The organism is Lacticaseibacillus saniviri JCM 17471 = DSM 24301 (assembly GCF_001311785.1).
GTDB classification, from domain to species: Bacteria; Bacillota; Bacilli; order Lactobacillales; family Lactobacillaceae; genus Lacticaseibacillus; species Lacticaseibacillus saniviri.
Genome location: NZ_BBBX01000001.1, coordinates 178,439 through 200,267, shown reverse-complemented (window position 1 = coordinate 200,267; position 21,829 = coordinate 178,439). Strand labels below are relative to the sequence as shown.

The 21,829-nt window shown below is 48.9% G+C and carries 14 protein-coding genes and 5 pseudogenes; 18 read left to right on the top strand and 1 reads right to left on the bottom strand.

Annotation, left to right across the window (positions count from 1 at the left end):
• The first annotated feature begins 101 nt into the window (after positions 1 to 101).
• From typA to holA, 11 genes and pseudogenes are all read left to right on the top strand, one after another.
• Positions 102 to 1,949, top strand: a complete 1,848-nt coding sequence (gene typA / locus JCM17471_RS00960; RefSeq protein WP_054776493.1) for a translational GTPase TypA — start codon at positions 102 to 104, stop codon at positions 1,947 to 1,949.
• 175 nt (positions 1,950 to 2,124) lie between these two features.
• Positions 2,125 to 2,373, top strand: a complete 249-nt coding sequence (locus JCM17471_RS14750; RefSeq protein ID WP_225354050.1) for a hypothetical protein — start codon at positions 2,125 to 2,127, stop codon at positions 2,371 to 2,373.
• Complete coding sequence (locus JCM17471_RS00955) at positions 2,370 to 3,302, top strand: FtsW/RodA/SpoVE family cell cycle protein (RefSeq protein ID WP_225354049.1); 933 nt, start codon at positions 2,370 to 2,372, stop codon at positions 3,300 to 3,302. Before JCM17471_RS14750 ends, JCM17471_RS00955 begins: the two co-directional genes overlap by 4 nt.
• A pseudogene (locus JCM17471_RS00950) lies at positions 3,295 to 6,735 on the top strand (pyruvate carboxylase). Before JCM17471_RS00955 ends, JCM17471_RS00950 begins: the two are co-directional and overlap by 8 nt.
• Positions 6,735 to 7,018, top strand: a pseudogene (locus JCM17471_RS00945) (YlbG family protein). Before JCM17471_RS00950 ends, JCM17471_RS00945 begins: the two co-directional pseudogenes overlap by 1 nt.
• Positions 7,005 to 7,565: a 16S rRNA (guanine(966)-N(2))-methyltransferase RsmD gene (rsmD, locus tag JCM17471_RS00940; RefSeq protein WP_054776492.1), complete on the top strand. Its 561-nt coding sequence runs from the start codon at positions 7,005 to 7,007 to the stop codon at positions 7,563 to 7,565. Before JCM17471_RS00945 ends, rsmD begins: the two are co-directional and overlap by 14 nt.
• A 2-nt stretch (positions 7,566 to 7,567) precedes the next feature.
• Positions 7,568 to 8,065 carry a pantetheine-phosphate adenylyltransferase gene (coaD, locus tag JCM17471_RS00935; RefSeq protein ID WP_054776491.1) on the top strand — a complete coding sequence of 166 codons (498 nt, stop codon included), beginning with the start codon at positions 7,568 to 7,570 and terminating at the stop codon, positions 8,063 to 8,065.
• A pseudogene (locus tag JCM17471_RS00930) lies at positions 8,055 to 9,090 on the top strand (SepM family pheromone-processing serine protease). The gene coaD and the pseudogene JCM17471_RS00930 overlap by 11 nt, the downstream one beginning before the upstream one ends.
• Before the next feature lie 101 nt (positions 9,091 to 9,191).
• Complete coding sequence (locus JCM17471_RS00925; protein WP_054776490.1) at positions 9,192 to 9,818, top strand: helix-hairpin-helix domain-containing protein; 627 nt, start codon at positions 9,192 to 9,194, stop codon at positions 9,816 to 9,818.
• Positions 9,815 to 11,983, top strand: coding sequence for a DNA internalization-related competence protein ComEC/Rec2 (locus tag JCM17471_RS00920; protein ID WP_054776489.1), 2,169 nt, complete (start codon positions 9,815 to 9,817; stop codon positions 11,981 to 11,983). The genes JCM17471_RS00925 and JCM17471_RS00920 overlap by 4 nt, the downstream gene beginning before the upstream one ends.
• Before the next feature lie 203 nt (positions 11,984 to 12,186).
• A complete protein-coding gene (gene holA, locus JCM17471_RS00915) occupies positions 12,187 to 13,026 on the top strand; it encodes a DNA polymerase III subunit delta (RefSeq protein ID WP_225354048.1) in 840 nt (279 codons plus the stop codon).
• Positions 13,027 to 13,122: 96 nt separating this feature from the next.
• Here the strand turns inward: holA and rpsT are convergent, their stop codons facing one another.
• On the bottom strand, positions 13,123 to 13,377 hold the full coding sequence (gene rpsT / locus JCM17471_RS00910; protein ID WP_054776488.1) for a 30S ribosomal protein S20: 255 nt from the start codon (positions 13,375 to 13,377) through the stop codon (positions 13,123 to 13,125).
• 186 nt (positions 13,378 to 13,563) lie between these two features.
• Here rpsT and JCM17471_RS00905 point away from each other — a divergent pair, with 186 nt between their 5' ends.
• The 7 genes and pseudogenes from JCM17471_RS00905 to tig all read left to right on the top strand — a co-directional run bounded on the left by JCM17471_RS00905 (position 13,564) and on the right by tig (position 21,709).
• Positions 13,564 to 14,721: a low temperature requirement protein A gene (locus JCM17471_RS00905; RefSeq protein ID WP_054776487.1), complete on the top strand. Its 1,158-nt coding sequence runs from the start codon at positions 13,564 to 13,566 to the stop codon at positions 14,719 to 14,721.
• Between the two features lie 122 nt (positions 14,722 to 14,843).
• Positions 14,844 to 15,113 carry a 30S ribosomal protein S15 gene (gene rpsO / locus JCM17471_RS00900; RefSeq protein WP_054776486.1) on the top strand — a complete coding sequence of 90 codons (270 nt, stop codon included), beginning with the start codon at positions 14,844 to 14,846 and terminating at the stop codon, positions 15,111 to 15,113.
• Positions 15,114 to 15,181: 68 nt separating this feature from the next.
• Complete coding sequence (locus JCM17471_RS00895; RefSeq protein ID WP_054776485.1) at positions 15,182 to 16,072, top strand: hypothetical protein; 891 nt, start codon at positions 15,182 to 15,184, stop codon at positions 16,070 to 16,072.
• Between the two features lie 77 nt (positions 16,073 to 16,149).
• Positions 16,150 to 17,835: pseudogene (locus tag JCM17471_RS00890) on the top strand (ribonuclease J).
• Between the two features lie 84 nt (positions 17,836 to 17,919).
• Positions 17,920 to 18,693 carry a hypothetical protein gene (locus JCM17471_RS00885; RefSeq protein ID WP_054776484.1) on the top strand — a complete coding sequence of 258 codons (774 nt, stop codon included), beginning with the start codon at positions 17,920 to 17,922 and terminating at the stop codon, positions 18,691 to 18,693.
• 335 nt (positions 18,694 to 19,028) lie between these two features.
• Positions 19,029 to 20,219 carry an elongation factor Tu gene (tuf, locus tag JCM17471_RS00880; RefSeq protein ID WP_054776483.1) on the top strand — a complete coding sequence of 397 codons (1,191 nt, stop codon included), beginning with the start codon at positions 19,029 to 19,031 and terminating at the stop codon, positions 20,217 to 20,219.
• Positions 20,220 to 20,424: 205 nt separating this feature from the next.
• Positions 20,425 to 21,709 (top strand): annotated as a pseudogene (tig, locus tag JCM17471_RS00875) (trigger factor).
• The last annotated feature ends 120 nt before the right edge of the window (positions 21,710 to 21,829 follow it).

Here is a 21,829-nt window from a genome sequence, read left to right as displayed (position 1 = left end):
TTTGAAAATCTTGTGTTATAATTTCTAATCGAATACTGTGCCATCAAATGGCGCAGCGTTTTATTGTGATAAGCTTTTCACACTGAAAGGAAGTAGACAAATTGAAAACACGCGACGATATTCGAAATATTGCGATTATTGCCCACGTTGACCATGGTAAAACAACTCTGGTTAATGAAATGCTCAAACAATCTGATACCTTAGATGAACATATTAACCTCCAAGATCGGGCGATGGATACAAATGCCATCGAAAAAGAACGCGGAATTACGATTCTTTCTAAGAACACTGCTGTTAAATACGGCGACACCACAATCAACATCTTGGATACCCCAGGACATGCTGACTTCGGTGGTGAAGTTGAACGTATCATGAAGATGGTTGACGGGGTTTTACTGGTTGTGGATGCCTATGAAGGGACCATGCCACAGACTCGTTTCGTCCTTAAAAAGGCGCTCGAACAACACCTTGTGCCAATCGTTGTCATCAACAAGATTGACCGTCCAGGTGCACGTCCTGAAGAAGTTGTTGATGAAGTGCTTGAACTCTTCATCGAATTAGGCGCTGACGATTCTCAACTCGAATTCCCAGTTGTGTATGCATCTGCGATCAACGGGACTTCAAGCATGGAATCCGATCCTGCTGAACAAAAGCACACAATGGATCCATTGTTCAAGACCATTGTTGAAACTATTCCTGCACCAATCGACAATTCCGACGAACCACTTCAATTCCAAGTGTCCATGTTGGACTACAACGACTATGTTGGTCGTATCGGGATTGGCCGTGTCTTCCGCGGTAAGATCAAGATTGGGGATAACGTTTCTGTTCTGAAGCTCGACGGCACAGCCAAGAACTTCCGTGTCACCAAGTTGTTTGGTTTCTTCGGTTTGAACCGGGTTGAAATCAACGAAGCGACTGCCGGTGATTTGATCGCCGTTTCCGGGATGGATGACATCTTCGTTGGGGAAACTGTTGCTGCTGCTGACACACCAGAAGCATTACCAGTGCTGCGTATCGACGAACCTACCTTGCAGATGCTTTTTGCGGCTAATGATAGCCCATTTGCTGGTCGCGAAGGTAAGAACGTGACTGCCCGTAAGCTTGAAGATCGTTTGAAGTCACAATTACAGACTGACGTTTCTTTACGTGTTGAAGATACGGATCAGGCTGGTGCATGGCTGGTTTCCGGTCGTGGTGAATTACACTTGTCCATCTTAGTTGAAGAGATGCGTCGTGAAGGCTTTGAATTACAATTAGGCCGTCCAGAAGTTATCTACCGCGAAATCGATGGCGTATTGATGGAACCATTCGAAATGGTTCAAATCGACACACCTGAAGAATACACCGGGACTGTTATCGATGCGATGTCACAACGTAAGGGTGAAATGCAGAACATGGAAAATGAAGGTAACGGCCAAACTCGTTTATCCTTCTTAGCACCTGCCCGTGGTCTGATCGGTTACTCAACTGAATTCCTTTCCGCTACTGGTGGTTACGGGATCATGAACCACACCTTCGAAAAGTACATGCCAGTGATTAAGAACTGGGAACCAGGCCGTCAAAACGGTGCCTTGGTTTCAATCAATGCTGGTTCTGCTACCACATACAGCCTTCAAAGCATCGAAGATCGTGGTCAATTATTCATTGACGCCGGTACCGAAGTGTATGAAGGCATGATCGTGGGTCAAAATTCACGTGAAAACGACATTGCGGTTAACGCCACAAAGGGTAAGAACTTAACCAACACCCGTGCTTCTGGTAAGGACCACGCGGCTGCGATTAAGACCCCTAAGCACTTAACCCTTGAAGAATCGATTGAATTCTTGAATGATGACGAATACTGTGAAGTAACGCCTGAAAACATCCGGTTACGTAAGAAGATTCTTGATACAAACGAACGTCAAAAAGCGGCAAAACGCAAGAAGATTGCTGCTAACAAGGACTAATCGTCTGCGTTTGCGCTAATCAAAAGAAGTTGATTCAAATTCCATTGCGAATTTGGATCAGCTTCTTTTTTTATTTCAGATAAATTTTGGACAGACTTGGCGGTTGGCCGCGGTGCGATAAGTCACATATGCTATAATGAAACCTGTTAACTTCATGGATGAAAGGACGATCCGCGTGAAGAAAATTCGCTATCTAGATTACTACTTGCTTGTCCCATATCTCGTTTTGCTGGCCATCGGTTTGGTCATGGTGTATTCCGCCAGTGCCTATTGGATCAAAAACCAGTTAGGGATGGCAGAAACAGGCATCTTGGTGAAACAAGCAGCCTTTATTGTTGTCGGATTATTTCTGACTTTCATCTTTTTCCACTTGAGGCTCGCTATTTTCCGCGTGCCGTGGGTCCAGGCGCTCAGCTTGCTGTGACTTACATCTTGCTGATCTATCTGGTTGTTTTGAGTCATGTTCATCCAGAAACCACGATTAACGGGGCTTCCGCGTGGATTCCCATCGGCCCATTCAATTTGCAGCCGTCAGAATTGGCTAAATTGGTGTTGATTTTATATCTCGCACACATGTTTACCAATCGGCAGGCTCAATTGCTGGAAGGGGAGAATAGTCTCAAAAAGCTGCGGCAACCGATCATTCTCGTTGGGGGCATGATTTTGCTCGTGCTGTTGCAACCTGATACCGGGGGGATGATGATTCTTTCCATCATTACTTTTGTGATGGTCGCAAGCTCCGGGATTGCCTCGAGTTGGGGCTTAAAAATGAGCGGCATCGGTGCCTTCATTGTCAGTGTTGGTTACTTCATTATTGCGAATGTCCGTTTCCCAAGTCTTGAAAAGTATTATCAATTTCGCCGTTTGGTGGCCGTCATGCATCCATTTGCGTGGAAAGCGCGTGAAGGGAACCAAATCGTAAATTCGTTCTATGCGATTAATCACGGTGGCCTCTTTGGGGTCGGTCTGGGTAACAGTACGCAGAAACTGGGCTACTTGCCTGAGCCATACACCGACTTTATTTTGGCCATCATCACCGAAGAATTAGGCGTCATCGGCGCACTAGTTGTTGTTGGCCTGATCTTCTTCTTAATTTTGCGCATTCTCTTGATCGGGATTCGCAGTAAAAATGCGTATCATAGCTTAATTGCTTATGGGATCGCCACGATGATGTTCATACAGGCCAGCTTCAATATCGGTGCTGTTCTGGGCGTCCTACCGGTAACCGGGGTGACACTGCCATTCATCAGTTATGGGGGCTCCAGTCTGCTGATATTAGCGATGGCAATGGGGATTATGCTCAACATCAGTGCCGCTGAAACCAAACTCAAGCAGGAGGAACGTCATGCATAAAGTATTAGTTGCCAATCGTGGCGAAATTGCGATTCGAATTTTTCGGGCCAGTGAAGAGCTCGGACTCAAAACCGTTGGTATTTATGCCGCTGAAGATGAATTATCCATTCATCGCTTCAAGGCTCAAGAGAGTTATCAAGTCGGTGCTGGTAAGGCACCAATTGCGGCCTATCTCGATATGGACGACATTATCCGCATCGCAAAAGAGAGTGGTGCCGATGCCATCCACCCGGGGTATGGGCTGCTGTCTGAAAATGCAGAATTTGCGCGTAAAGTAGCGGCTGCGGGGTTGACCTTTGTTGGTCCGCGGCCCGAATTGCTCGATATGTTTGGTGATAAGGTCGCGGCCAAAGAAGCAGCACACCAGGCCGGACTGCAGACAATTCCGGGCACACCGGAACCCACCCGTGACTTTGATGAGATCCGGGCTTTTACCCAAGAACACGGTTTTCCAGTGATGTTGAAGTCGGCGAGTGGTGGCGGCGGCCGTGGGATGCGTATTGTGCACTCTGCTGAAGAACTCGAGGCGGTGTACCCAAATGCGGTCAGCGAGGCGAAACAGAGCTTTGGTGACGATCGCATGTACGTTGAAAAATATATTAAGGCCGCAAAACACATCGAAGTGCAGGTAATGGGGGATCAGCACGATCACCTGGTGCACTTGTTTGAACGCGACTGTTCGGTTCAACGTCGCAATCAAAAGGTGATTGAAATTGCCCCCGCTGTCGGCTTACCTGAAGCCTTACGCGCTGAGATTTGCGACGCGGCTGTCAAGCTGATGGCGCACGTGCACTATGAAACGCGGGGACAGTTGAATTCTTGGTGGAAGACGGCCAATTCTATTTCATCGAGGTCAATCCTCGGGTGCAAGTGGAACACACCATCACCGAGCTGATTACCGGATTAGATATCGTGCAGACCCAATTGCGTGTCGCTGCTGGTGAAGACCTCTTTGCCGATATCAAGTTCCCACATCAAGATCAGATTGAATATCAGGGTGCGGCCATTCAGTGTCGCATCACGACGGAAGATCCCAGCAACAATTTCATGCCAGATACCGGCACAATTGGGACATATCGGTCTCCAGGTGGCTTTGGCGTGCGGCTCGATGTCGGTAACGCGTATGCCGGTGCTGTTGTCAGTCCGTTCTTTGATTCCTTACTGGTTAAAGCCAGCGTGCACGGTGTCGATTTTGACGCCGCAATTCACAAGATGCTGCGGGTATTGCACGAATTCCGCATCACTGGCGTCAAAACGAACTTGCGTTTCTTAGAGAATGTCTTGCAGTCACCCGTCTTTGATAGTGGTGCCGCAATGACGACATTCTTAGATACCACGCCTGAATTGTTCAACATCAAGCAGCAGGCGAGTGCTTCGACGCAACTGTTGCAATACATCGGGGATATCACCGTCAATGGTTTTCCAGGATTGGACCATCACGACCAAAGTATTATGCTGATGACCATTATCGGCCACTGGCGACGCAGGCTAAGAAAGCCGACAGTCTGCCACAGTTGCTCCAGCAGCAAGGTGCTCAAGCCGTGACCGATTGGGTGAAGCAACAGGATCGTGTGCTGCTGACGGACACCACATTCCGTGATGCGCACCAAAGCCTTTTTGCCACGCGCATGCGGACCCATGACATGCTCAAAATTGCGCCGGAGATGGCGGCCGGATTACCACACCTTTTTCTAGCGAGATGTGGGGTGGGGCAACATTTGATGTGGCCTACCGCTTCTTGAATGAAGATCCATGGCAGCGATTGAAACAACTGCGCCAGGCCATGCCAAACACGCTGCTCCAGATGCTCTTTCGTGGAAGCAACGCGGTCGGCTATCAGAACTATCCCGATAACGTGATTAAGCAATTCATCATCTCGGCCGCTGATGCTGGGATTGATGTGTTCCGGATTTTTGACAGTCTGAACTGGGTGCCACAACTGACCCACAGTATTGACGCCGTGAAGCAGACGGGTAAGATTGCGGAAGGCACATTGTGCTACACCGGTGATATTCTGACGGATAGCCATCCCCAATACAGCCTGCAATACTATGTTGACTTGGCCAAGTCACTGGTCGATGCTGGCGCCGATATGTTGGCCATCAAGGATATGGCAGGTCTTCTCAAGCCAGAGGCGGCTTATCGTCTGGTGGCGAGTTTGAAGGATGCCGTGGACGTGCCGGTTCATTTGCACACCCACGACACAACGGGGAATGGCATCAGCACGTATCTGCGTGCCATCGATGCCGGTGTCGATATTGTCGATGTCGCACAATCCAGTTTTTCTGGTACAACCAGTCAACCCAGCATGGAGAGTCTGTACTACGCGCTGAGTGATCACGCGCGGCAGCCAGAACTCGATATCGAAGCGGCCGAACACATCGATCAGTATTTCCAAGCGATTCGGCCTTATTACGCTGACTTTGGCAACCAGATTACGAGTCCCTTGACGGAAATCTATCGCATTCAAATGCCAGGCGGTCAATACAGCAACTTGCAACAACAAGCTAAGGGCTTGGGCATCACAGATTTTAATGCGGTCAAGAAAATGTATGCGACGGTTAACGAGATGTTTGGCGACATCGTCAAGGTGACGCCATCATCCAAGGTTGTCGGTGATATGGCCTTATTCATGGTGCAAAACGCGCTCACACCCGAACAGGTGATGGCACAGGGCGAAACCATTGATTTTCCAGAATCTGTCGTGGCGTTCTTCAAGGGCGATTTGGGGCAACCCGCCGCGGGCTTCCCTAAGGCACTTCAACAACTGGTCTTAAAGGGCCAAACACCGCTGATAGATCGTCCTGGGGCGCTGGCACCCGCCGTTGATTTCGAGGCCATCAAACAACAATTGATTGAATCAGGCCTTGATAATCCAACCATGGAAGACGTGTTGAGTGCCATCTTGTATCCCGATGTGTATCGGACCTATCGCCAGCAACAGGATCAATTCGGGCCGGTGACAGTGTTGGATTCGCCAACCTATTTCCAAGGCATGCGCCTAGGCGAGACGGTTCAGGTGCAACTGAAGGCGGGCCAATCATTAATCATGCGTCTCGATACGATCGGTGAACCGGACGCACAGGGCAAACGCACCCTGTATTTCACGGTCAACGGCCAAAAACGTGAGCTCCAAGTCACCGATGCGCATTATCAACATCACGATGCGACCGTTCAGCTCGCTGAACCCACAGCAAGTGATCAGATCGGGGCACCCATGGCAGGCCGGATTTTGACCATTCAAGCCAGTGTGGATCAAGTGGTGAAGGCCGGTGACGTGTTATTTACAACCGAGGCTATGAAGATGGAAACCACGGTTCACGCGCCATTCACGGGCCGATTAACCCATCTGTATGTCGAAGCTGGCGAACTGGTGGCGAGTCAACAGCTACTCGCAATTTTCAAACCAGTCGCTGAATCAGAGGTGAACTAATGTTTGAACCAACGGAACGCCAGGGGCTCGTTGTCTGGGTGTATTCACTCAAGCAATTGAAGCAACTGCGTCATTACGGCACGGTGATTTATGTGTCTAAAAAATGAAGTACGTTTATCTTTATATGGATCGTGACCAAATCGAAGCAACCAGCGCGAAGCTAAAGAAATTACGCTTTGTGAAGCGGGTCGAAGTCTCGTACAGGCCCGACCTAGATATGAATTTTGGCGCCCGAATCGGCGAACTCGGTGAAAGTGAGGACCAAACAGATGCGGGTGATTAGTGGTAATTATCGTGGTCGCCGTCTGATTCCGGTTCCTGGTAATCAAACGCGGCCCACAGCGGATAAAGTCAAAGAATCAATGTTTAATATGCTCGGTCCCTATTTTGACGGTGGGCAGGCGCTTGATCTGTACGCGGGAACGGGCGCATTAGGCATCGAAGCGGTCTCCCGCGGCATGGATCATGCAACGCTTGTCGACAAGCAGTATGCAGCCATCAAAACCATCAAGCAGAATGTCGAACTGACAAAAGAAGCGGACAAATTCACGATTTTGAAGCAACCAGTGGCGATTGCGCTGCAGCAGTTCGCAGATGAGGGCAAACAATTTGATCTCATCATGTTGGACCCACCTTATGCCAAGCAAGAAGTGCTGGCCCAACTGCAGGTGTTTGCTGAAATGCATTTGTTAGCACCGGATGGCGTTGTGATGTTAGAAACAGGATTAGATGTCGACTATCCAGAAACCATTCCGGGATTTGTGAAGCGCCGACACCAGACTTACGGTGTGGCTCAAGTTTTGATTTTGGAAGCGGACGAGGGTGAATAAAGATGGCAAAAATAGCGTTGTTTCCTGGTAGTTTTGATCCGATGACCAATGGCCATCTGGATACCGTTCAGCGGGCTAGTCAACTGTTTGACAAGGTGATCGTGGCCGTGATGACAAATACTGCCAAAAAGCCGTTGTTCAGTAGCAATGAGCGTGTGGCCTTGATTGAAGCGGCAACAGCTGATTTGCCCAATGTCAGCGTGGTGGCGCAAGCTGGTAAACTCACCGTTGATTTTGCCCACGAAATGGATGCCAAATTCATCATTCGCGGTCTGCGTAATGCCAATGATCTGGCTTATGAGGCAGATATTGCGCGGGTCAATGCGGTCTTAGATCAATCGATTGAGACGGTGTTCTTGCTGGCTGATCCGGCTTATCTGTCGGTCTCCTCCAGCATGATTAAGGAAGTGGCCACATTCGGCGGTGATGTTTCGGCATTGGTACCACCTGCTGTTGTTCAAGCACTCAAGCAGCGGCTTGGGGGCAACCATGAAGCGTAGGCGGGTTGTTCGCTTCAGTCTGATTACGGTATTGATTGTGGCGGTTATGGGTTTCTTCCTGTTTCCCACCAACCAATATCTTGAAGAACCAGGTGGTGCGGACAACCTCAAGCCACTGGTGACAGTGACGGGCAAAACCGACAAAGCAGCTGGCCAGTACCTGTTGATGACAGTCGGCATTGTGGGACCCGCCAGTCCCGCAATGCTAGTCTGGGGTCATTTTCGTCCCTTCACTGACCAGATCTCAAAGCAAGAATTGATGGGCGATGATAATACCGCCACCTATAACCAATTGCAAAAGTATTACATCGAGAGTGCGGCGAATAACGCGATTGGTGCTGCCTTTAAGCAGGCGCACAAACCAGTCACGGTGAATCATGAAGGCATCTATGTCTTGTCCAAACTGGCCAATTCTCCCTTCAAGCAGCTCGCTGTCGGCGATACCATCACGGCGCTGAATGGCAAAACGTATCAATCTGCGGATGACTATGTCAATGCCATCAAGAAGCGCAGCGTGGGGAGTCAGCTAGCTATCACCTATAAACACAAGGGGCAGGTTAAACACGAGACGGCCAAATTGATTCGGTTGCCCGGGACTAAGAAAGCGGGCATCGGTATCACGTTGACGGAGAACACGCAGGTCACGACGAAGCCTAAGGTCAGTATTGACGCGGGTGACATCGGCGGCCCGAGTGCAGGTTTGATGTTTGCGCTGCAGGTTTATACCACCATCAGTGAACCGAACCTGCGTGCCGGCCGAATGATTGCTGGCACCGGCACGATGGCATTGGACGGTACCGTGGGTCAAATTGGCGGCATCGATAAGAAGGTGGCCGCGGCGGATGCGAAGGGCGCAACGATTTTCTTTGCCCCCAATCAACCGGCAACAAAGGCCATCAAAAAATCGATCCGACCTATGTGAATAATTACGATGATGCAAAAAAGCGGCGGCGACCCTTCACACCAAAATGAAGATCGTTCCCGTCAAAACACTCCAGGATGCGATTGACTACCTGAAACGATAGGCTCATGTTCTGTGATACTTAACAAGCAGCGACAAAAACTTTGATGTTTGTCGCTGCTTTTTGTGTGCCTTGCGAAATGTATAGCCATGGGGGTGAAGAAGATGCTCAAACAATGGCTCCAAGATTATTGGCGATATGGCATCGCGGCAGTTGTTGTGATTGGCATCGGCGGTTGGTTGATGTTTCATCCGTCGAATGCAACAACGGTGACGCCGGCACCAGAACAGGCGATAAAATCCACTGAAGCAAAATCGAGCGCGGTCACGAGCCAGAGTAGTCATGTCAGCCCTGGTTTTGTGCACATCAAAGGTGCCGTTCAAAAACCGGGGCTCTATCCGGTCGATGGCAAGACACGATGGGATGCTGTGGTCACGGCGGCCGGGGGACTGACCGCTAAGGCTGATCTCAGTCAGGTGAATTTGGCTAAAGTTGCCAGTGATCAAGAGACACTCTTGATTCCTGAAAAGGGTCAAGGCCAACAAGCGGCACCGGCACAACCCAATGCCGCTGCAGCAAGTGCTAGCAGTGGCGCTATCATCAATCTGAATACGGCAACGGAAACACAATTGCAGACACTATCCGGGGTGGGACCCAAGAAGGCGCAGGACATTATCGCTTATCGAGATGAACATGGGGGGTTCAAACAGGTTGAGGAACTGAAGTCGGTCACGGGTATCGGTGATAAGACCTTTGAAAAGTTAGCCCCGCAAGTGACGGTTGGACCATGACGCAACGCTGGTTATTGGTGACAGCACTGCTGGTTGCTGGCATTTGCTTGTTGTTAGGGCCGATTTGGTTAGGGCTTTTGTTAGCCTTATGGGGCTTCCGGTTGGGTTGGCAACAGTGGCCCTGGTTGGTCGCGGCGCTTGCTGTGGGCTGTGTCCTGGGGTGGCACGAACAGCAGTTAGCCGCACAGCCGCCGGTACCCAGTGGGTTAGTGCGGGTGCACCCCACCGACTGGCAGTTTCAAGATCGCTTTGTGCGCTGGACAGGGGTGGCTGAGAACGGGGTTGTCGTCAGTGGTTCATCTAGCATCGGTGCGGCAGAGCGCGAGCAATTGCAACAAATTGATCGCACGGCGCTGGTCGCTTGGTCGGGTCAACCAACAAGACTTCAGGGCGCCACCAACCTCTACGAATTTGATTACGCCCATTATCGTTTTCAACAAGCACACCAGAGCTTTGAAATACCGACACAAGCCTTGCGCTGGCAGATTGCCCCAGCAACTAATATTGTCGATTGGCTCTACACGTTGCGCGTCTATCTGTTGCGGCGAATCGAAAGTTTACCCATAATCATCAGTAAATATGCAAAAGGACTCTTACTGGGCCAGTTGGACCAAGAGTTCGCTGAAATGCGCCAAACCTTTGCTAATTTGGGTATTCTGCATCTCTTTAGCGTCTCAGGATTGCATATTTATGCACTGATTGGGGCGCTCTACTGGCTGACCGATCGTCTGCACGTGCCCAAAGAGTGGGTGGACTGGGCCAGTATTGGTCTGTTATTACCACTATTAGTCTTGATTCCCTTTGGTGCGGGCATTATCCGCGCTGTATGGCTTCGCATTGCTCAGATCTTGAATCAGCGGTTGCATCTGGGATTGAGTACGCTCGACACCTTATCACTGGTGCTGGTGCTGAATTGTTTGATTCAACCGCAAGTGCTGTTCACATTGGGTGGGCAACTGACTTACCTGCTCACTTTTGCGTTGGTATGGTGGCAACAATTACCGCCGTTAAAATTGAGCATGCGACTAGGCATCTTGAGCTGGCCGGTTCTCTTGAGCCAAGTCTTTCGATTGCATCTATTAGCGAGTCTGTTCAATCTGATACTGATGCCCATCTTTGAATTGGTGTTGATGCCGGCATTACTGCTGGTGGTCAGTTGGCCGCAAGCGAATTTGGTGACGTTACTCGTGCAGGGACTCACATTGATGGAACAGCTATTGTTGCGATTGGAACAGCTGCCAGGATTTGTCGCGATTGGCGCGTTACGGCCAGAATTTGCGATTGGTTTTGTGATTGGCTATCTGCTGGTGGTGACCTACCCCGGTTTCAAAACACGGCTCCTGTTGGCGACGTTATTGATGCTTGCCATTTTTGACCTGAACTGGCGACCGGATTATCGCGTCAGTGTGTTTGATGTGGGCCAGGGTGATGCGATTTTGATAGAAGCACCATTCAAACAAGGAACGGTACTCATCGACACCGGTGGTCGCGGCTTTGGACCACCGCGGGCGAATCCACCGGCTAAGCGCGTCATCTTGAATTATCTGGCCGCACGGGGAATTACCCATCTGGATGCGCTGGTGTTGACGCACGCGGATGCCGATCATGTCGGTGATGCGGGTGTCATCACCAGCGGCATTCGGGTGGACCGCTTATTGACGACAATGTCTGGTCAGCATCAGCCACAGATTGTGCCGCTGTTGAAACAGGTTCGCGCAGTCAGTCTCGTTCAAGCGGGTTCACGATTACAGGTCGGCCCGCTCAATCTGCAGGTTGTGGCACCGGATCGACCAGCAACCGATAAAAACGCCGATTCGATTGTGTTGTATGGTAAAATTGGAGACAGTCGTTGGTTGTTCACAGGCGATGCGGATCAAGCCGTTGAGGTCAATCAGTTATTGCCCCAAAAGCTTGCGGTTGATTTCTTGAAGGCGGGCCATCACGGCTCCAAAACGTCAAGTGCGCCGGCCTTTATCCAGCAGATTCATCCCAAATGGGCACTGATTTCGGCAGGGCGTCACAATCGTTATGGTCATCCACATCAAGAAACACTACAGACGCTCACTGCCGCTCATGTGCCGTGGCTCAACACGGCGGACTCAGGCATGATTTGGGTGGATAGCGGGGCAAACACGCATCGCCTCAACCGAATGCTGAACCCGTAAGAGAAGGGAATGCAACATGCAAATTCAAGAATTGGAGAAACAACTCAAAGAAAGTGTGCCACCACTCGTTTTGATTTTGGGCGAGGAAAAGGCCATCGTCAATCGGGCGGTTGCGATGCTGAAGGCATTGATTCCAGAAGACCAAAAGGCGATGAACTTTGCCAGCTATGACCTGAAAACAACACCGGTGGCCGTAGCACTGGATGACGCGATGTCGCCACCATTTTGGCGATTATCGGGAAGTGGTGCTAACGGAACCGGTGATGTTCACGGGCGAGAGCGCACCAACCAAAATCGATCACGACGTGGACAGTCTGCTTCAGTATCTGAATCAGCCGGTGCCGAGCACGATTATGGTGGTGGTGGCACCTTATGCCAAGCTCGATGACCGCAAGCGCTTGTCTAAGGCGCTCAAGAAGAATGCGCTGCTCATCGATGCCACAACCCTGAATGAGAATAAAGCGATGCAGCAGATTAAGGCAGATTTGGCACAGGCCAAGATTCAAATCGAACCCAATGCCTTGCAACTGCTCGCGCAACGCACCAATGGTAATTATTCCCTGATGGCGACAGAGCTGCCTAAACTCATGGCCTTTGCCAAGGATCAGGCCGTTTTGACGGCGGCCAACATTGAGCAATTGGTGCCAAAGCAGTTATCGGACCGGGTGTTTGACTTAGTCGGTGCCGTATTGGCCAAGAATGCGACGGCTGCCTTGGGGTTATACCGCGAGCTTCTCGCGCAAAATGAGGAACCCATCAAGCTGATCAGCTTACTGCTCAGTCAGTTTCGATTACTGATTCAGGTTCAAATCCTGATGAAAAAGGGGTATTCGCAAGGAAGTTTAGCGCAGACGCTCAAGGTGCATCCTTATCGCATCAAGTTAGCGTGGCAGCAGAGTCAGCGCTTGAATCCTGATGATTTGCACCGCGCGTTTATCGGTTTAGTGGACTTAGATGCGCAGATGAAGCGCGGTCAGGTTGATAAGACGTTAGCCTTTGAACTGTTTGTGCTACAGTATAGCGGCCAAAAGCAGGCCCAATAAAAATAAGCGGATGTGATGCCACCCTGAAGGGGAATCACATCCGCTTATTTATTTTGGACACAAAAAAGCGACCTGCCGAGTGGCAAATCGCATTTTTTACTTGTTTAAGAGTGCTGCTAAGCGGCTCTTATCGCGGCCGGCCTTATTCTTGTGAATTAAGCCCTTTGCGTTAGCCATATCGATAGAACGTGTAGCTGCCTTGAACAAGTCTTGTGCGTTGTCAGCGTTTGATTCGTCGGCAACCTTAAACTTCTTAACGGCAGTCCGCATAGCGTTCATTTGGCTGATGTTTGCTTCACGGGAAGCTGTTTGGGTCTTAACCCGCTTGATTGCTGATTTGATTTGTGGCATATTCTTCACCTCCAGGTTTGTTTCAACAGACGTTATTATACAGAAGCTTTTGAGGTAATGCAATAAAAAGTTGTAAAGGGAAAGTGCTTGATAGCAAAACTGGGCTTTATAGGGCGTCCTGACTTGTTCATCACTGAAATAATCGCTATGATAAAAATAATTCTAAACCAAAGAGGGGGCGTCGATATGCGCAAACTTTCTTGGTGGACCGGGCCACGAGCAATCACACAAGAAGTTCGGCATCGTCGAATTTCATGGCTGGAGCTGTTATCGGATCTGGTCTACGTTATCATTATTCATCAACTCACCACTGGGGTCATCGATGATCTCAGTTGGTCGCGGTTGGGTATTTTTATTCTCTTATTCTTAGTGTTTTTCCGCAATTGGGTCAGCATGGTGCAGTATTTTGACAGGCATGGGGATGAGAGCCTGCGGACTATGACCTTCACCTTGTTGCATATCATTGCGATTACGGTCGTCGCCATCTATATTCCGGATGTCTACGCCGGCCATCTCACGCCATTTCTCGGTGCCTATTTCGTCAACCAGGGCTTACTGACCTACATCTGGCTTTCGACCGGGATTTATGATGTGGGGCATCGACCGGCCGCGTTCACCTATAATATTGCGCACGATGTCGGGTTAGTGGTGATTGTCGCTGGCTTGCTCATGCCATCGCTTCAAGGCCAGATCACCAGTCTGGTTGTTTGGGTGATGATTGACATGGTCACAGACTTATTGATGATTCCGATCGAGGACCGGGAACACCGCATGCGTCATCTGGATTATGCCATCTCGAGTTCACTGATTGAGCGCTATGGTCAGTTTACGATGATTATTTTGGGGGAGGCGCTGGCCACGTTGGTTGAGCTCTCACATGAACATCTCACCTGGGCATTTTTATTGAGTTTGCTCGATATTATCTGTATTTGGGGGATTTATTACACCTCCATGGATAACCTGAACATTCAGATTCGGCGCTATGCGGACACGTTGAAATACGCCTACTTTAATCTGTTGATCATCATGAGCCTATTTCTACACGTTTTGTTTGTCAGTCGTTTACTCGAGGCCAATACTTCACTCAACCGGCTAGGGCTCGTCGTCAGTATCTTGATGTTGGTCGGCTTACTCTACGGCTTCAATGTTTTCTTAAATCACAACTTTTCACGCGACCTGCAACGGGTCTTTGGCTGGACCGACGCCGCTGCCACACTCTTGGTTATCAGTTGGCTTGTGGTAAATCCACACTGGTTTCAGCCGCTGATCATTGTGACCTTATTTGTCCTCACCATCACCAAATTAATGTGGCAGGAGCGGCGACGCGAATTGCCGACAGAATAAACTTGCAAGGGCCACACAACTCAGGTATAGTAATAAAGTACTTTTGAACCTCTTACTTGGCTTGTCGGATCACCGTCGTCATTCCCAGTTTGAGGCAATAGACAGAAAGGTGGAAATACATTATGGCTATTTCACAAACACAAAAGAACGAAATCATCGCGCAATACGCGCGTCACGAAGGCGATACTGGTTCACCAGAAGTTCAAATCGCTGTTTTAACTGCTGATATCTTAGCATTAAACGATCACTTATCTGTTCACAAGAAGGACCACCATTCATACGTTGGTCTGATGAAGAAGATCGGTCACCGTCGTAACTTATTAGCATACTTACGGAAGACGGATGTTGTTCGTTACCGTGAATTAATCCAAAGCTTAGGTCTGCGTCGATAGGCCAGACTTGCGGGAGCCGGGACAATTTGTCCTGGCTCCCTTTTTTTTATTTCAAAGGAGGCATAGTGATGGCACCTAGTTATCGAATGGCGGTGGGGCACACCTTACTCAGCGTGACAGTGTTAGCGACCGCATTGACGCATGCGGCAATCAGTTTACGCTATGGAGAAGCGAGCGTGGTGATGCAGCAAACTGCTGCCGAAGAACCGAGCGTTCAGGTGTTAGGGGCACCGGTTGAACAGATGCGGCCACTGCTGGATTTGGGCAGCAGTTTGCTTCAAGGCTTCATGTCGCGTGAAGTGGAGGCCAGTGTGAGCTTAGGTGTTGCGCCGCACGCGGGCCACTGGCAGGCAACACTGCTTGCCAGTGCCATTGAGGGGAAGTACGGCGAGGGGATGCAACTGGCCGGCACCGGTGCACCCATGACCGCTGTTGAGTGGCTGCACGCCATTGATGCCATGACGCAAACGGCTCATCAATTACTGAATTTTCAACGCATGATCTGGCACCAAACGGAGCGAGAAGCGCCACAACGCCTGACGCCGGTTATCACAGCCAATCAACCCGAATTAGCGATTCAAAGTGGTCTCAACGCTGTCCCAGATTTGGATTATTGGCAATTGGGGGACGGCGGTGTTGTGTTGACGCAGCAGCCACTCCCTTTGCGCTGGACGCCGTGGTTATTCCAGCAAGGCATTCAAGCAGATGGCATGCTGATTGGTGACCCTTATGCGGGACTCGCCGCTAGGGTCTTGGCCCACTCATCACGAATGGCAGCTCAAGTCCTATTTGACGGTGGCCAGCTTGTGCTCAGTCAAACGCGAGCGGGCATCACGGGTGTGCTCTTGACCAGTGAGCACGCAGTTGAAGTCGCGCCTATTTTGGCCCGCGGCATTCAATTAGCGAAACAAAATCATGATGACGCGGCACATTTTCGACAAACTCAAAATAGGTTTTGAGCCAGGCTTGTGGTACACTGGGTTTTAGGAAAATCCGGCTCTGAGATTAATCAGAAGAATAACCACGAGGTGAAACCATGAGTACTAAAGTTAACTTGGTCGCGCTCGGTGGCGTACGTGAAAATGGTAAGAATATGTATGCGATCGAAGTGGACGATCAAATTTTTGTCGTCGATTTTGGCTTGAAATATCCAGATAATGAATTATTAGGGATTGATATTGTGATTCCTGATCTGACTTACTTGGAAGAAAACGTTGATCGGGTATCAGGTATCTTCCTGACACACGGCCACGCGGATGCCATCGGTGCGCTACCATATTTTGTTGCCGAACATCCCGTTCCAGTCTTTGGCTCCGAGCTCACAGTTGAGCTCGCCAAGATTGTGACCAAGAGTGATCCACGGGCAAAGAAGTTCAATGACTTCCACGTGATCAACGATCGTTCTGTCATCGATTTTGGGGATGTGAAGTCTCCTTCTTCAAGACGACACACAGCATTCCAGGCTCACTTGGGATCGATATTGAAACACCAGTTGGACAGATTGTCTACACAGGGGACTTCAAGTTCGATCAAAGTGCGACGGCCAACTATCAAACCGATTATGCCCGCTTGGCACACATTGGTGAGAATAAAGTGTTAGCGCTCTTAGCCGATTCCGCTAATGCAGAAAACTTCCAACAGAGTGCGAGCGAACACGCGATTTACGACTATATCGATGAAACCTTCCGTTACCATACCGGTCGTATCATCGTTGCCGGGGTGGCTAACAACATCGCTCGGATTCAACAGGTGTTGACCGCAGCGGCTGAGAATAATCGACGCGTTGTCCTCACTGGTCAGGATGTTGAAAAAATCGTCAAAACAGCAATCAAATTGGGGTACATCAACGTCCCAAGTGATGACTTATTTGCTAAGACAAAGGAATTGAAGGAATTAGCGCCAGAACAGACCGTGATCTTGGAAACCGGGCGTATGGGCGAACCATTGAAGTCCTTGCAACGGATGGCCACCAACCGCCACCGCATGATTCATATTCACGAAGGCGACCTGGTCTTCTTGACCACGACGCCATCACATGCGATGGAAACCAATGTCGCTAAGACCAAAGACATGATTTATCGTGCCGGCGGTGAAGTCAAAGCCATCAGTGATGATCTGAAGTCATCGGGTCACGCCAACAAGGCTGATTTGCAACTGATGTTTAACCTGTTGCATCCACAATACGTGTTGCCTGTTCAAGGAGAGTATCGCCAATTGGCTGCTGCCGCTGAACACGCCCATGAAGTTGGGATTCCATTTGAAAACATCTTTATCTCAGGTCTCGGTGATATCATCAGCTATGACCAAGGTAAGATGAATGCAGCCGGGCATGTCGATGCTGGTAACACCATGATTGATGGGATTGGCGTCGGTGACATCGGTAACATCGTCTTGCGTGATCGCAAGATGCTGGCTGAAGACGGTATTTTTGTGGCGGTGGTCACCATCGATCGCAAAAAGAAGAAGATTGTCTCCAAGCCTAAGATTACCAGTCGCGGGTTTGTTTACATGAAGACCAGTCGCGACCTGTTGAGCGATAGCGGCGACTTGGTTGCCACAACCGTTCAAAAAGAACCTTGATAACAAAGAATTTGATTGGGGACATCTCAAACAAGATGTTCGCGACGAACTCAGCCACTTCCTGTTTGATCAGACAAAACGCCGACCAGTGATTTTGCCAGTTATCATGGAAGTGAACCAAAACAGCACCAAACGACAATAAAAATGAAGAATGGGATTGAGTTGGAACGCGAATCGTTTCGACACGGTCCTATTTTTGTCGGGATAATAACGAGGGGGCAACATCATGGGAAAAGTGATTCCATTACCAGATCAAGTGAAACGGCACATTCAAGTGGGGCAACAAGCGCTGGCAGCAAAGGACTATGCCAGTGCGGTGGCTCATCTGGAAAAAGCCTACACGACGGATCAGACATTCGACACCGCGGTCTTATTGGTCCGCGCGTTGAATGGCATGCAAATGGCCAGCGAGGCTTTACCGGTGATCAGTCATTTCATGCATCAGTTCATGGCCACCCCGGAGCATCAACAAGAACTCTTGACCACGTTACTGGCGGTACCCGATTACAGCTCAGCTTGGGCGCTCAGTCATCATTTAGACGACGCGGATCAAGCTGCCTTTCGTCAGCGCATCGCGGAAGCTGAAGATCATGATATGAGCAGTAACAAAGCGGACATCGAAGCCTTGCGCAAACAAGTTCAGCACATGGGTGGGCGAGCCTTTCACGAACAAGAACAGTTGGTGAGTGAACTGGGACGCCTGCCAAAGCCCGTGTTGCGCAGCGCCTTACCACCATTACTGGTGGACGATGATGTGCACCCTGCCATCAGGGTGAGTGTGCTTGAAACCTTAACGGCCATCGATGTCGATCAAGCATTGCCGATGACCACGTATCTTGGAGAACAGCAAGTGGTGCCGGCAACACTACCCGGGGTGATGAATGATCCAACGATTGTCAATTTGTTGCAGACCGCGCAAACACAATATCCGGATCAAGATGCGGAAATCGAAATGTTACGCTTATCACTAGGCTTCTATATCCGATTGTTGATCAAGTGATTCCAGATCCTGAAGAATTCCTCAATCGTTATTTCGGTGACCGTGAGCAGGCATCAGCCAAACAGAAAGCATTATTGGACTGGTTGACGCAACAGATTAGCGCTTTAATGGATTTCGCGTAATGACGGGATTTTAGCGTCAATGAAAAATTCTTGACGCTAGCTGTTTACAAAGTGAGTAATTCCCGATATAATCATCTTCGGAATTCATTTCCAGCGTGAAATATTTATTTTGGTATTTCCGCGTAAATGTAGTACACTAATTCGTAAAGGATTATCAGGTCGCTCGTTGATTCTGAATTCTTGCGAAAAAATATACAGGAGGTTCGTTTTTTCATGGCTGAAAAAGAACACTATGAACGCACAAAGCCCCACGTAAACATTGGTACGATTGGGCACGTTGACCACGGTAAGACTACTTTAACCGCGGCCATCACAAAGGTATTATCAGAAAAGGGTCTTGCACAAGCGCAAGATTACGCATCAATCGATGCCGCTCCAGAAGAAAAGGAACGTGGTATCACAATCAACACCGCTCACGTTGAATACGAAACTGAAAAGCGTCACTACGCACATATCGATGCGCCAGGACACGCCGATTACGTTAAGAACATGATCACCGGTGCTGCACAAATGGATGGTGCTATCTTAGTTGTTGCTGCAACTGATGGTCCTATGCCACAAACTCGTGAACACATCCTCTTGGCTCGCCAGGTTGGTGTTGACTACTTGATCGTCTTCTTAAACAAGACTGATCTTGTTGACGACGAAGAATTAATCGATTTAGTTGAAATGGAAGTTCGGGAATTACTTTCCGAATACGATTTCCCTGGTGACGATATTCCTGTTCTCCGTGGTTCAGCTCTCAAGGCTCTTGAAGGCGACCCAGAACAAGAAAAGGTTATCATGGAATTAATGGATACTGTTGATTCATACATTCCTACACCAGAACGTCCTATTGACAAGCCATTCTTGATGCCTGTCGAAGACGTGTTCACCATTACTGGTCGTGGTACTGTTGCTTCCGGTCGTATCGATCGTGGCCAAATCAAGGTTGGGGAAGAAGTCGAAATCGTTGGTTTGAAGCCAGAAGTGCTTAAGACTACCGTTACCGGTCTTGAAATGTTCCGTAAGACACTTGATCTTGGTGAAGCTGGGGATAACGTTGGTGTTCTTCTCCGTGGTGTTAACCGCGAACAAGTTGAACGTGGCCAAGTGTTAGCACAACCAGGTTCTATCCAAACACACAACAAGTTCAAGGGTGAAGTTTATATCCTTACAAAGGAAGAAGGGGGCCGTCACACGCCATTCTTCTCAAACTACCGTCCACAATTCTACTTCCATACCACAGACGTTACTGGTGTTATTGAATTACCAGAAGGCGTTGAAATGGTTATGCCTGGGGATAACGTAACTTTCGAAGTCGATTTGATTGCACCAGTTGCTATCGAAAAGGGTCTTAAGTTCACTGTCCGTGAAGGTGGCCGTACTGTTGGTGCCGGGGTTGTTTCTGAAATCCTCGACTAATCAATAGTTTTAAAAACACTCAACTTAGGTTGGGTGTTTTTTGTGCTTTCATGAACGGATTAAATCGATTTAGTGATGCCAAAACAGCGTGAATCGGGTGTTTTTTTCACAAAGAGGCGATTATTCGTTTACAAGTCCTTTCATTTCGGGTATTATGGTCAAGTATGCAATGGACAATTGCAAGACCAATAGTCGGAGGTACATCATGTCTGCAAAATGGGAAAAAAAAAGGCACCAATGATGGTGAATTAACATTTGAAATCGATCTCGATAAAATCAACGAAGGGTTAGATCAAGCGTTCACACGTGTGCGTAAGAATCTGACAGTTCCTGGTTTCCGTAAGGGTAAGGTAAGTCGTACAATCTTTAACCGGATGTATGGTGAAGGCGCACTCTACGAAGATGCATTGAACATTCTTTTACCAGATGCTTATGAAGCAGCTGTTGAAGAAGCCGGCATCGAACCTGTGGATCAACCACAAATCGATATCGACAAGATGGATCAAGGCGAACCTTGGATCATCAAGGCTAAGGTTATCGTTAAGCCAGAAGTTACTTTAGGTGACTACAAGGGCTTAACTGTACCTAAGCAAGATCGTACTGTTACTGATGAAGACGTTGCTAAGGCCCTCGAAGATCGCCAAAAGCAACAAGCTGAATTGGTTGTTCAAGAAGACACACCTGCTGAAAAGGGCGACACAGTTGTTATCGACTATGTTGGTACTGTTGACGGGGTTGAATTCGACGGCGGCTCAGCTAAGAACTACAGCCTTGAATTAGGTTCAGGTTCATTCATCCCTGGCTTTGAAGACCAATTAATCGGTCACAAGTCCGGTGAAGATGTGACAGTTAATGTGACATTCCCTGAAGAATATCAAGCAAGCGAATTGGCTGGTAAGGATGCTGTCTTCCAAACCACAATTCACGAAGTTAAGCGTCAAGAATTACCTGAACTTGACGATGATTTTGCCAAGGACTTAGACGATGGCGTTGATACCTTAGACGAATTAAAGGCTAAGTTAAAGGAAGAACTCCAAGATCAAAAGAACACAGCCGCTGAAGATGCTGTTCAAGATGCAGCTATCAAGCAAGCAGTTGATAACGCTGAAATCAAGGATGTTCCAGAAGCAATGATTGACCAAGAAGTCCACAACCAAATGGACCAATATCTTGGCAACATGCAACGCCAAGGCATCTCTCCTAAGATGTACTATCAATTGACTGGTACAACTGAAGAAGACTTGCACAAGCAATTCGAATCTGATGCTGAAACTCGCGTTAAGACTAACTTAGTTCTTGAAGCGATTGTTGCTGCTGAAAAGATCGAACCTACTGAAGATCAAGTTAACGCTGAAATTAAAGACTTAGCTGCTGATTACAACATGGAAGAATCAGCTGTTCGCCAAGCCTTGACCGAAGACATGTTAAAGCATGATATCGGTGTTAAGGAAGCAATCAAGTTGATCACCGATTCAGCTAAGGAAGCTTAATCTACGGACACATTATGCGTTTAAAGGCAGGGGGCTGCGACAAAACATCAGTTTTGTCACGGCCCCCTGTGTCCGTTCAGCCCGAAAACTTGAAACCATAATTGAACTGTGATACAGTTG

Bases quoted from the DNA above. Each gene is read 5' to 3' on its own strand.
- rsmD (WP_054776492.1), top strand. From the start codon at position 7,005: ATGCGGGTGATTAGTGGTAATTATCGTGGTCGCCGTCTGATTCCGGTT.
- coaD (WP_054776491.1), top strand. From the start codon at position 7,568: ATGGCAAAAATAGCGTTGTTTCCTGGTAGTTTTGATCCGATGACCAAT.
- JCM17471_RS00925 (WP_054776490.1), top strand. From the start codon at position 9,192: ATGCTCAAACAATGGCTCCAAGATTATTGGCGATATGGCATCGCGGCA.
- JCM17471_RS00920 (WP_054776489.1), top strand. From the start codon at position 9,815: ATGACGCAACGCTGGTTATTGGTGACAGCACTGCTGGTTGCTGGCATT.
- holA (WP_225354048.1), top strand. From the start codon at position 12,187: ATGACGCGATGTCGCCACCATTTTGGCGATTATCGGGAAGTGGTGCTA.
- rpsT (WP_054776488.1), bottom strand. From the start codon at position 13,377: ATGCCACAAATCAAATCAGCAATCAAGCGGGTTAAGACCCAAACAGCT.
- JCM17471_RS00905 (WP_054776487.1), top strand. From the start codon at position 13,564: ATGCGCAAACTTTCTTGGTGGACCGGGCCACGAGCAATCACACAAGAA.
- rpsO (WP_054776486.1), top strand. From the start codon at position 14,844: ATGGCTATTTCACAAACACAAAAGAACGAAATCATCGCGCAATACGCG.
- JCM17471_RS00895 (WP_054776485.1), top strand. From the start codon at position 15,182: ATGGCACCTAGTTATCGAATGGCGGTGGGGCACACCTTACTCAGCGTG.
- JCM17471_RS00885 (WP_054776484.1), top strand. From the start codon at position 17,920: ATGGGAAAAGTGATTCCATTACCAGATCAAGTGAAACGGCACATTCAA.
- tuf (WP_054776483.1), top strand. From the start codon at position 19,029: ATGGCTGAAAAAGAACACTATGAACGCACAAAGCCCCACGTAAACATT.